Origin of the sequence: Massilia sp., from assembly GCF_032106685.1 — a bacterium.
Lineage (GTDB): Bacteria > Pseudomonadota > Gammaproteobacteria > Burkholderiales > Burkholderiaceae_D > Telluria.
In genome coordinates this window covers 1-11597 of record NZ_DAMCPG010000025.1, presented here as the reverse complement: position 1 = coordinate 11597, position 11597 = coordinate 1, and the positions used below count along the sequence as shown (strand labels likewise).

Annotated in this window: 10 protein-coding genes; 2 read left to right on the top strand and 8 right to left on the bottom strand. The window is 72.5% G+C overall.

The genetic code is table 11. The features are described from left to right. Positions 1-35: 35 nt before the first annotated feature. The 6 genes from RT688_RS14495 to RT688_RS14470 all read right to left on the bottom strand — a co-directional run bounded on the left by RT688_RS14495 (position 36) and on the right by RT688_RS14470 (position 6403). Positions 36-1112: an alpha/beta hydrolase gene (locus RT688_RS14495; RefSeq protein ID WP_313705560.1), complete on the bottom strand. Its 1077-nt coding sequence runs from the start codon at positions 1110-1112 to the stop codon at positions 36-38. Next, the gene (locus RT688_RS14490; protein ID WP_313705559.1) at positions 1109-2050 is read right to left on the bottom strand and encodes an NAD-dependent protein deacetylase; all 942 of its coding nucleotides are present in this window, start codon (positions 2048-2050) and stop codon (positions 1109-1111) included. Before RT688_RS14490 ends, RT688_RS14495 begins: the two co-directional genes overlap by 4 nt. A gap of 93 nt (positions 2051-2143) precedes the next feature. Beyond that, positions 2144-3040 carry a DMT family transporter gene (locus RT688_RS14485; protein ID WP_313705558.1) on the bottom strand — a complete coding sequence of 299 codons (897 nt, stop codon included), beginning with the start codon at positions 3038-3040 and terminating at the stop codon, positions 2144-2146. 62 nt (positions 3041-3102) lie between these two features. After that, the gene (gene nadB, locus RT688_RS14480) at positions 3103-4731 is read right to left on the bottom strand and encodes an L-aspartate oxidase (protein WP_313705557.1); all 1629 of its coding nucleotides are present in this window, start codon (positions 4729-4731) and stop codon (positions 3103-3105) included. Positions 4732-4814: 83 nt separating this feature from the next. Continuing rightward, complete coding sequence (locus tag RT688_RS14475; protein WP_313705556.1) at positions 4815-5564, bottom strand: hypothetical protein; 750 nt, start codon at positions 5562-5564, stop codon at positions 4815-4817. Beyond that, entirely contained in the window at positions 5561-6403 is an 843-nt protein-coding gene (locus tag RT688_RS14470) for a hydrolase 2, exosortase A system-associated (protein ID WP_313705555.1), read from the bottom strand. The genes RT688_RS14475 and RT688_RS14470 overlap by 4 nt, the downstream gene beginning before the upstream one ends. A gap of 245 nt (positions 6404-6648) precedes the next feature. Between RT688_RS14470 and RT688_RS14465 the strand changes: the two genes are divergently transcribed. Next, positions 6649-8226 (top strand): AMP-binding protein, encoded by a 1578-nt coding sequence (locus RT688_RS14465; RefSeq protein ID WP_313705554.1) that lies wholly within the window; start codon positions 6649-6651, stop codon positions 8224-8226. Continuing rightward, positions 8223-10034: an asparagine synthase-related protein gene (locus tag RT688_RS14460; RefSeq protein ID WP_313705553.1), complete on the top strand. Its 1812-nt coding sequence runs from the start codon at positions 8223-8225 to the stop codon at positions 10032-10034. The genes RT688_RS14465 and RT688_RS14460 overlap by 4 nt, the downstream gene beginning before the upstream one ends. 63 nt (positions 10035-10097) lie before the next feature. Here the strand turns inward: RT688_RS14460 and RT688_RS14455 are convergent, their stop codons facing one another. Both RT688_RS14455 and RT688_RS14450 read right to left on the bottom strand, forming a co-directional pair. After that, on the bottom strand, positions 10098-11306 hold the full coding sequence (locus RT688_RS14455) for a glycosyltransferase (RefSeq protein WP_313705552.1): 1209 nt from the start codon (positions 11304-11306) through the stop codon (positions 10098-10100). Between the two features lie 7 nt (positions 11307-11313). Further along, on the bottom strand, positions 11314-11597 hold a 284-nt coding region (locus tag RT688_RS14450), incomplete at its 5' end, for a hypothetical protein (RefSeq protein WP_313705551.1).

Genomic DNA, 11597 nt, shown 5'->3' with positions numbered 1-11597 from the left:
CGTCGGGATGATCACATCCTTTGCTCATCCGGATCTCAAACCCCGCTTTCGCCCGCCCGCGCCAGCGCCTCGGCGCGCGGGCTGCGCAGCGTCACCGGTTCGCCCACCTGGGCCGCGACGGCATCCACCGCGCGCGCCACCATGTCCGGATGCGCGTAATGCACCATGTGGCCGACGCCCGGCTCGAGCAGCAGTTCGCTGTCGCGGCCTGCGCGTTCCAGGGTCTGGTGCAGGTGCTCGGAATGGGTCGACGGCATGAGCATCTTGTCCCGGGTGCCGCACAGGATCTGCACCGGTACGCGCAGCTGGCCGTAGCGTCTGGCCAGCGACATCGCTGCCGGCGCCATCATCGCGGCTTCGGCGGCGCTCGCACGCAGCTGTTTCGGGCGCAGCATCATCCACACCGGAAGCCGGTTGAAGCGCTCCGATACCTTCATCGGCGCGAACACGCGCTTCTTCATCAGCGGCCAGAGCAGGCGCGCGATCAGCGGGGAGACCGTGTAGCGCAGGACGTCGCCGACCAGCGGGATCGCCGGCTGGGCCATGATCGGCACGTCCATGCGGACCGTCGGGTAGTAGTAGCCCGACAGCAGCACCAGCCCGCGCACGAAGTCCGGCACCTGCAGGCCCATCGCCATGGCGACCATCGTGCCCCAGGAGTGGCCGACCACGATGCTAGAATCGATCTTCAGTTCCTGCAGCGCGTGGTGCAGCAGGCGCGCCTGGGCGTCCGGCGTCCACAGCGTGGTGCGCGGACGCTCGCTGTAGCCGTAGCCGGGACGGTCGAAGGCGATTACGCGGTAACGTTCGCTCAATCCGTCGAGCACGCCGCTGGTCTCGAAATCGTCGGCGACGATGCCGTTGCCATGGAGGAGCACCACCACCGGGCCCTCGCCGCGTTCGATGTAGTGCAGGCGCACGCCGTCGACCTCGACGAAGCGGCCGCGCGGCGGGTTATCGCGTTCGACCTGCGCGGTCCTGGCGCGCACGTAGAAGTAGGATGCCGCCAGGGCCAGGCCGCCCACCAGGGCCTTGGCCTGCCATCCGCCCCGGGCCAGGGCGGCGCCGGTGTCGCGTGTGGTCGTGCGTGCCAGGTTGTAGTCTGTTCTCACAGTTCCCCCTTTTCCTTGTTTTCACTGATCGGCGGCGGCGCGTTGTCGGCGCCCAGAAGCCGGGCTACGTGCGGCAGAAGCGCCTCGGCCGAGGCCTCGAGCTTCAGCTTGAACAGGTGGTCGGCGCGGGTCCGGCCCAGGTTGACGGCGGCGATCGGCTTGGCGCCTTCGGCCGCCAGGCGGCAGAAGCGAAAGCCCGAGTACACCATCAGCGAGGAGCCCACCACCAGCAGGGCGTCGGCCGCGTCCATCTGCGCCAGCGCGCACGCGGTGCGCGGCGGCGGTACGTTATCCCCGAAGAAGACCACGTCGGGCATCAGGGTGCCGTTGCAGTGCGGGCACCAGGGCAGCCGGAAATCGTCGAGGGCGTCTGGTTCGAGCTGGGCGTCGCCGTCGGGCAGCGGTGTCGCCATCGCGCCGGAAAGCCCCGGGTTGGCGTCCACCAGCTGCTGCTGGACCAAGGCGCGCGGCATGCGCGCGCCGCAGTCGATGCAGAGCACCGAATGGATGTTCCCGTGCAGTTCGAGCACCGCGCGGCTCCCGGCGCGCTGGTGCAGGCCGTCGACGTTCTGGGTCAGCAGCGATCCCAGCCGCCCGGCGCCTTCCAGGGCCGCCAGGGCCTCGTGCCCGGCGTTCGGGGCGGCCCGGGCCAGCACCGGCCAGCCGATCATGCTGCGCGCCCAGTAGCGGCGCCGCACGAGCTCCGAACGCCGGAACTCCGGGCCCTGGATCGGCGGCCGGCCGCGGCGCACGCCGTCGCGGTCGCGGTAGTCGGGAATGCCCGAGGCGGTCGACAGGCCGGCGCCCGTCAGCACCAGCGTTTTCGGATGGCGCACCAGGAATTCAGCCAACTGCGCGGCCAGGCGCTCGGCCGATTCGTCGGACAACTGCGCGGCCGGTGCCGCATTCCCGTCCTGTCGTGTGGAACCTTCAGCCATCTTGCTTTCATCCTCCTGTTCGCTGGGATCCTAGCATTCTTGCCGGGTCGGCTAACACACGTTTCCTGTAGGAGAAACTCGGTCGCGGCCGTGCTAGCGGGCCGACACCGCAATCCCGCCGACGATCATGAGGAAGGCGAGCGCGTGGTAGAGGTGGGGCGCTTCGCCGAGGAAGGCGGACGACAACACGGCCGTAAACAGCGGCGTCAGGTTGATGAAGAAGGCGCCCAGCGTCGGGCCTGCACGCTGCACGCCGGCGCCCCAGCAGCGCATGGCGACGATGGCCGGGCCGATCGCCACGTAGAGCAGGGCCGCCGCGACCGTCCAGCTCCAGGCGATCTCGATGCCGCCCGTCGCCGCTTCCAGGCCGGACAGGGCGCCGCACCACAACACGCCGTAGCCGACCTGGACCAGGAGGAAGGCCGCCCAGTCGGCGCGCAGCGCCGGCACGTCGCGCTGCTGCATCAGCAGCCAGCTGTAGAAGGACCAGGCGATGGTCGCCAGGATCATGTACAGGTCGCCGGGAACCAGGCGCAGCGCCGCCAGCTGGTGCACGTCGCCGCGGCACAGCACCACCAGCACCCCGGCGATCGACAGCAGGGCGCCGCCGACCTGGCGCGGGCGCACCTGGACCTTGAAGAACAGGCGCCCGACCAGCAGCATCCAGACCGGCATGCCCGAGGCGACCAGGGTGACGTTGATCGGGGTCGAGCTCTGCAGGGCCAGGTATTGCAGCGAGTTGTACAGGCCGATTCCGAACAGGCCGAGCATGCTGTAGCGGCGCCAGTTCGACAGCGCGCCGCTGCCGGCGCGCAGGGCGGCGCGCCCGAGCGGCAGCAGCACCGCCAGCGCGATCGTCCAGCGCAGCAGGTTCAGGGTCATCGGCGGCACGGCGTCGCGCACCAGGCGACCCACGATGGCATTGCCGGCCCAGAGCACGGGCGGTACGGTCAGCAGCAGGGCGGTGGGGGCGGTGAGTTGACGGTTCATGGATGTGAATTGGCCCGCGCGGGGGCGGGCCGGGCTTGGCGGGATGGCCGCAGGGCGGCGTGTCAGCGCCGCAGCGGCGTGAGCACGCTCGGCAGCGCCTTGGGCAGGGTGTCCGGATAATCGCGCGAATAATGCAGGCCGCGGCTTTCGTGGCGCGACAGGGCGCTGTTGACGATCAGCGAGGCGACGTCGACCAGGTTGCGCAGCTCCAGCAGGTCGTGCGTGATGCGGAAGTTGCGGTAGTACTCGTCGATCTCTTCCTTGAGCAGGGCGATGCGGTGCTGGGCGCGCTCCAGGCGCTTGGTGGTGCGCACGATGCCGACGTAGTTCCACATGAAGCGGCGCAGCTCGTCCCAGTTGTGGGCGATGACCACTTCCTCGTCGGCGTTGGTGACGCGGCTCTCGTCCCAGGGCGGCAGCACCGGGTTCTCGACCTTCGGCGCGGCCGCGATCTGGCTGGCGCAGGCGCGCCCCACCACCACGCATTCGAGCAGCGAGTTGCTGGCCAGGCGATTCGCCCCGTGCAGGCCGGTGCAGGCGGTTTCGCCGACCGCATACAGGCCGGGAATGTCGGTACGCCCGGCCAGGTCGGTGACCACGCCGCCGCAGGTGAAGTGCACCGCCGGCACGACAGGAATAGGTTCTTTCGTGATATCGATGCCCAACTCCAGGCAGCGCGCGTAGATGGTCGGGAAGTGCTCCATCAGGAATTCGGGGCTTTGATGGCTGATGTCGAGGTGGACGTAGTCCAGGCCGCGCTTCTTCATCTCGAAGTCGATCGCGCGCGCGACCACGTCGCGCGGGGCCAGTTCGCCGCGCTCGTCGTGGGCCGGCATGAAGCGGGTTCCCGCCGCCACGCCCGCTTCCGGCGGCAGCTTCAACAGGCCGCCTTCGCCGCGGATCGCCTCGGTGATCAGGAAGGATTTCGCGTACGGGTGGTACAGGCAGGTCGGGTGGAACTGGATGAATTCCATGTTCGACACGCGGCAGCCGGCGCGCCAGGCCATGGCGATGCCGTCGCCGGTGGCGGTATCGGGGTTGGTGGTGTACAGGTAGACCTTGCCGGCGCCGCCGGTGGCCAGCACGGTGTGCTCGGCCTCGAAGGTGAGCACCTTGCCGCTCTTTTCGTCCTGGACGTAGAGGCCGTGGCAGCGCGGCTGTCCGACCAGGCTGGGCGCGCCGCCATGCACGCCCTTGCCGGTCAGCTTGTCCGAGGTGATGACGTCGATCGCGCAGTGGTGTTCGAACAGCGCGATGTTCGGATGCGCGCGCACTTTCTGTTCCAGCGTGACCTGGACCGCGTGGCCGGTGGCGTCGGCGGCGTGGATGATGCGGCGCTGGCTGTGGCCGCCCTCGCGCGTCAGGTGAAAGCCCAGCTCGGCGCTGGCGTCGCGGGTGAAGGGCACGCCCTGTTCGATCAGCCATTCGATCGCCTCGCGGCCGTGCTCGACGATGTAACGGGTCGCCGCCTCGTCGCACAGGCCGGCGCCGGCCACCAGGGTATCGGCGATGTGCTGGTCGTGGCTGTCGCCGGAATCGAGCACCGCGGCGATGCCGCCCTGGGCCCAGTTGCTCGCGCCGTCGAGCAGTTCGCGTTTCGAGATGATCGCGACCTTGCGGGTTTGCGCGAGGTGCAGTGCGACCGACAAGCCGGCCAGACCGCTGCCGACGATTGCGACGTCAAATTTCATGACAACTCTACTATTTGTACAGAGGCATCACTATAGACGATTTGGACGCATTTCGCGCGGTCTCCAGAGGCTTGCACCACGGCTCACCACGAGGTCAGCCAGCTCGCGCTCGCCGCCGCCACCGCTTCGCGCCAGGCGCTGCGGCTGAAGCCGCCGTCGGCGCCGGAGATCTCGACCCGCCGGCAGCGCGCGCGCCGTGCTTCGAGCAGGCCTGCGCCGTGCCCGCTGCCAGCGGCGCCGCCGGCGAGCACCAGCAGCAGCTGGCCCTCGTAGTTGTCGAAGGCGCTGGCCAGCTCGGGCGCCAGCGCCGGCGCGCGCATGCCGAGGCCTCGGCGCAGGGCGGGCAGGTGGCGCCGCAGCAGCGGCGGCGCATAGTGACCGATCGCGCGCAGGGCCAGGCTCCCGGCGGACGGCTCGGCCTGCGCCAGTTCCGGATTGAACAGGGCGAGCCCGGCCACGCGCGCGTCGGCGGCGGCATAGGTGGCCGCCTGGCCGGCGGCGTCGCCAGCGGCGAGGATCACGGCTTCCTTCATTTCGGGGACGTGAACGAAGAACTCGTTCATCGCGCCGGCGATGTCGGCGCCGCCGGCCTGGTCGCAGCTGCGGCCCTCGCTGTCGCCGGCGCCGGCGCGGTCGAAGCGCATCACGGCGACACCGCGGCCGGCCAGCAGGCGCGCGAGCAGGGTGAACTGGCGATGGCTGCCGGTGCGGTACTGGCCGCTGTCGGCCAGCATGAGCAGGCCGCGGGCCAGGGGCCGTTCGGGCACGTCGACGATGCCGATCAGGGCATTGCCGCCGCATTGGAAGCGCAGCGCGCGCTGTTCGAGTCTCATGCCGGGTCTCCCGCAAACAGGGTGCTGGTGGCGTCGCGCAGCACGGGGCAGTCGAGGTGGCCGGCGCCGCTCCAGGCCGGGCTGCCCTCGAGCTGGCGGTAGTGCAGTTCGACCCCGGCTTCGGCCCAGCGCTCCTTCATGCGCGCCGCGCCGGCCGCGGCGCGCGCCGGCGCAGGGCCGCCGTAGCCGAGCCAGTGGATGCTGCAGGGCGGCAGCGCGATGCTGGCGGCGTCGCAGGCGTCGATCGCCTTTACCAGCGGCACCGCCACCTCGTAGCCCGCGACCTCGATCATGCCGTGCACCGCGAGCTGGGCGCGCAGGGCCGAGGTGCTGCGCGGCGCGCCCGGCGCCGGATCCCTGAGCTGTTCCGACAGGCGCAGGAACTGGTTGATGCAGGTGCGCCCGCTCAGATAGGGCTGCCAGAGCAGCAGGCGGCGCGGCTTCAGGACCGCGGCCGCGTCCAGCGCCAGCAGGCCGCCCAGGCGCAGGCCCCACAGGGTCAGCGGGCCGCTGTCGCGTTCGGCCAGCCAGGCCGCGGCCACGGCCAGGTCGTCGCGCCAGATCTCCCAGCGGCCGGCGTTGAATTCGCCGCAGCTGTCGCCGCAGCCGAACAGGTCGATCTGCAGTACCGCGTAGCCGAGCGCGGCGAAGGCGCGCGATTGCTGCGCCGCCATGCGCCGGGTGCGGCTCAGCTCCTCGGCGAAGGGGTGGACGTAGAGGATGGCGCCGCGCGGCGCGACCTGGGGATTGGGCGCGTGGTACAGGCTGAAACGGGTTCCCGGCTCGGCGTCGAAGAAGAACGGTTCCACGCGCGGCGTGGTCAAGAGCGGAGCATTCATGAGGCTGGCTTCTCCTGCGCTGCTGCCGGCCGCGGTGCTGCTTGCGGGCCGGAGCCGGGTTGTCACGGGTTGGCACGGGTTGTCGACGCAACGATCATGCATTTATGTCAATTTGACACCGAGGCCCGCGCGTGGTGTTGACTGACGACAGATAGATTCCAGCAATATCTGTTGATACCGGTCAATGGACCAGTGGCAGATTTTCTCAATGATGACTCTTTACGGCTAGCATCTTTGGAGGAGACATGGCCCAGCAGATCCACGAACTGGTAGAGCAGGTGGCGCAGCGCACGCCCTCGGCCACCGCATTGCGGCAAGGCGCGACGCGCGTCAGCTACGCCGGACTGGCAGCGGCGGTGGCGGCGGTCGGCGGCGCGCTGCTCCAGGGCGGCGCCGAGCCGAACGAGCGGGTAGCGGTCTGCCTGCCGCCCCGTCCGGAGGCGGTGGCGGCCCTGCTCGGCGCCTCCAGCGCCGGCTGCGCCTTCGTCGGGCTCGATCCGGACCTGGCCGCGGTGCGCTGCGCTGCCCGCCTGCGCCACAGCGGGGCGCGCCTGCTGGTGACCGATGCCCGGCGCCTGGCGGCGCTGGCCCCGGTCCTCGCCGACTGCCCGGCCTTGCGCACGGTGGTGGTCCTCGGCGGCGGCGTGCCGCGCGACCTGGCCCAGCGCGCGCTCGGCTGGGACGCCTGGCTGGCCAGTGCGGCGAAAGGTCGACCGCCCCCCGCGCTGCCGGCGCTGGGCGCGCTGCTCTACCGCGACAGCGAGGCCGGGGAACCCGTGGCCAGCGCGCTGTCCCACCTGAACCTGGTCGCGGGCGCGGCCTCCACCGCGCGTTGCCTGGGCATCGGCGCGGGCGACCGCATCCTGGCCGCCTTGCCGCTGCATGTCGATCACGGCCTGAACGCACTGCTGGCCACGCTCTCTGTCGGCGCCAGCGCCGTCCTCCCGGAGGCGGCCGACGCGCCGGCGCTGGCCGAGCTCCTGGAACGCGGCGAGATCACCGGCCTGAGCGCCTCGCCCGCCACCTGGGAGGCGCTTGCGCACATCCCGCTGGGGCGGGCGGGCGACTGCCTGCGCTACATCGCCAGCGCCGGCGGCAGTCCGGAACGCCCCGCGCTCGACGCCGTGCGGCGGACGCTGCCGCGCACCCGCATCCACCTGATGTACGACGTCGGCGACGCCTGCCGTTCGACCTGCCTGATGCCCTCCCAGCTCGAGGAACGGCCCGGTTCGATCGGGCGCCCGATGCCGTACGCGGACTGGCTGGTGCTGCGCGCGGACGGCCGCGAATGCGCGCCCGGCGAGGCGGGCGAACTGGTGCAGCGCGGCCCCCTGGTCACGCTCGGTTACTGGAACGATCCGCAGCGCAGCGCGGCCCAGTTCCGCACGCTGCCGCCGCTGCCGGGCCTGGCGCCGCGCGAGAACGGGCGCTGGCCGGGCGTCACCGCGCGCAAGGACATGGATGGCTACCTGTACCTGGTGGAGGCGCGCAGCGACACCATCACCACCGGCGGCTACCGGGTCAGTCCACGCGAGGTCGAGAAAATCGTGGTCGGCACCGGGCTGGTCGCCGAGGCGGCGGCGGTCGGCGTGGCCCATCCGGTGCTCGGCCAGGTGATCGCGGTGCTGGCCACGGCGCGCCCGGGCGCGCGCCTGGATTCCTCGATCCTGTTCGGCGCCTGCCGCGCCCGGCTGCCCCAGCACATGCTGCCGGCCATGGTCGACGTGCGCCGCGCGCCTCTGCCGCGCGCGCGCGACGGGCAGATCGACCGGGCACTGCTGGCCGGCGAACTGGCGCCGCTGTTCGCGGAGGCGACGCCATGAGCGGCCTGTGCGGCTGGTTTTCGCGCGAGCCGGCGGCCCTGCCGATCGCCGACATGGCCGCGCCGCTGCAGCGCGCGGGCGGCCCGCCGGCGCACTGCGCAGTGCATGCCATGGGGGCGGTGGCACTGGCGGGAGCCAGGCTCTGGCACGAGGACGGCCTGTTGATCGCACATTGGGGCGAGCGGCCCGAGGCGCTGGCCCGGCTCTGGCGCACCCATGGCGCCAAGGCCTGCGCCGCGCTGTCCGGGCATTTCGCCTTCGCCATCCTGGACGAACGCCGGGCCGAGGCGCTGCTGGCGGTCGACCGCTGCGCAACCCGTCCGCTGTACTACCAGATGGTGGGCCGGACCCTGCTGTTCGCCAGCAGCGGCGCGGCGCTCGCGCGCCATCCCGGCGCCGGACGCGAAATCGATCCCCAGGCCATCTACGACTATCTCTACCTGCATGCGGTGCCGGGGCCGCGCGCCATGCTGCAGGGGCAACGCCGGCTCGCGCCGGGCGAGTGCCTGCACCTGCGCGACGGCCGCGCCGAACGCGTCTACTACTGGCGCATGCGCTATACCGAACACGCGCTCGATGCCGCGCCGTTCGCCGAGCTGGCCGACGCCTTGAGCTGCGCCGTCGATGGCGACCGCGACCCGGCCGGCGACGCCGTGCTGCTCGGCGGCGGCGCCGCCAGCACCGCGCTCGCCGGGCTGCTGCAGCGCGCCGGCGGCGACCCCGTCCGCACCTATGCCATCGGTTTTGCCGGCGACAGCCACGGCGCGCTCGAACCGGCGCGCGCCAGCGCCCGCAGGCTGGGCAGCCGTCACGCCGAAGTCATCGTCGGGCCGGCGGACGTGACGGCCGCGGTGCCGGCGCTGGCGGCGGCCTGCGACGGGCCTTGCGGCGATCCGGCGGCCGTGGCGCTGCTGGCGGCGGCGCGCATGGCGGGCGCCGACGGCGCGACCCGGCTGGTCGGCGCCCAGGGTGGAGCCCAACTGTTCGGCCTCGGCCGGCGCCATGCGCAGCTGGCTCGCCCCGGGCGCTACGAGCGCCTGCCGGGCGCGCTGCGCCAGCTCGCCATCGAGCCCATCCTGTTCCGCCTGGCGGCGCGCGTACCCGGCCTGTTCGCGCGCCTGCGCGAACGCATCGAGCTGTCGCTGGCGCCGGTGCCGGCCCGGCTGCGCCGCGCCAACGTCCTGCTCGGCTACGGCCCCGAGGTGTTCGAGCCGGCCTTCCTGGAACTGGTCGACCCGGAAGCGCCCGCGGCGCTGGAGGCGGCGGCCTGGTGGGGCGCGCAAGGGCGCAGCGCCGCCAACCGGCTGGTCGAACTGGCGCTGCGCATCGACCTGCCGTGCCGGGTGCTGCCGGCCTTCGCCGGCGCCTGCGCGGCGGCCGGCATCGAGGCGGCCCATCCTTTCCTGAGCGACGCCGTGGTCGCGATGTCGGCACGGCTGGCGCCCCGCTACAAGTGCGAAGCCGGGGCCCGCCAGCTGTTCGGCGCCGCCCTCGACACCCTGGTGCCCGGCCAGTCCTGGCGCAGCCCCGGCGCGCCGCAATTGCCGCTCGGGCGCTGGCTGCAGGCCGATGCCGGCCTGCGCGCGCTGGCCGGCGACAGCCTGTCGGACCTGGCCCGGCGGCGCATCGTGCGGCGCGACTTCGTCGACCTGTTGCTGTCGCGCCGCCTGGCCGAGGCGCCGTGGCCGCATGGCCGCACCGTATGGACCCTGATGATGCTCGAACAGTGGTTTGTGCGCCAGCGACACGATGGCTGCGCGCACGGCACCCGCCAGGATGCCGCCGTGCCGCTGGCCGGCGTGCCGTGAACCGCGCCGCGCCGCCGCGCGCGGCGGCCTCCTGTACGTCTGGGTGCGTGCTTAACGCCTGAATTAGCGCCGCGCGGACGTTTCCTGCTGCGCGAGCGCGTCGTAGACGGCGATGTAGCGGCGCGCCATTGCCGGCAGGCTGTGATGGGCGATCACCTGGCCGCGGGCGCGCGCCCCGTGGCGGCGCGCCATCTCGGGGATGCGGCAATAATCGGCGATCGCCGCGGCCATCACCTCGGGCGACCTGGGCGGCACCAGGATACCCGTCAGGCCGGGCTGCACCAGCTCGCGGTGCACCCCCACCGCGCTCGCCACCACCGGCAGCCCGCTGGCCATCGCCTCGAGCAGGGTATCGGGGCGGTTCGCGGCCAGGCCAGGCAACACCACGAGGTCCATCGCGCGCATCAGCTGGGCGATGTCCTGCCGCATGCCGGGCAGCCAGGCCAGGTCGGCGGCCCCGGCCCGTTCCAGCATGGCCCGGCATTCGCCGCGCATCGGCCCGTCGCCGACGATCAGCAGCCGCAGCCGCCGGTGCGCCGGGTGCGGCGACGAGAGCAGGCCCAGGAAGGCCTCGACCAGGGCGATGTCGTTGCCGACCGCGTCCATGCGGCCGACGCTGCCGACGACGAAGGCGTCGTCCTGCATGAAGCCGGCCGGTCCGACGGCCGCGTGCGGACCCAGGCGCGGGTGGAATTCGACGCTGTCGACCCCGGCCGAGATCTGCGTGACGCGCCCGGGCGCCGCCCCGGCATGCTCGATCAGCCAGCGTTCCTGTTCGGCGCCGGCCGCGATGAAGTGCTTGACCAGTGGACGCAGCGCGCGTCCCAGCAGTCCCGGCGCTTTGCGGCGCGGGGGCGCCGCCGTCCCGTGGGCATTTTCGCGCCCGTGTTCGCCCGAATGCTCGCCGTGCACCCGCAGCCTGATGCCGGCCAGGGCGGCCACCAGTTGCCCGTCCAGGCTGCCGGGGCTGCGGGTATGCACCAGGTCGGGCCGCAGGGCACGCAAGGCGCGGTACATGCGCAGGTAATAGGCCGGATCGAGCCGGGTGCGGCGTTTCAGTTCGACCACTTCGACGCCGCGCTCGCGCAGGTGGGTGTGGAAGGCGCTGTGCTCGCCCAGGCACAGGACCGCGTGGCGGTAGCGTTGCGCCGGCATGTGGGCGATCAGGTCGAGCAGCGCGGCGCCGGCGGCGTCCAGCTGCGGCACCACGTGCGCGACCAGCCGCGGCGCCTCGACGGCGGGCGGTGCCGGGGCTGGCGCGTGCTTGCCCATGGCGCCGTCAGCCGACGCGGGCGACGGGCGCGTTGGCGCGATCGAGCAGGGCCGGCAGCTCCGCCAGGCGCAGCTGCCAGTCGTGCTCGCGCAGGACGCGCGCGCGCGCGGCGCGCCCGACCGCCACCGGATCCTCGCCGTCCCGGACAGCGTGGGCGGCCGCCCCGGCGAGCAGGCTGCCGATGCGCGCGCGGAAGGCGGCGGCATCGGCCGCGGCGTAGGCCTCGGGCAGCTCCGGACAAGCCAGCCCGGCGAGCGTGCGCGGCGCGGCCAGCACGCCTTTTTGCAGGG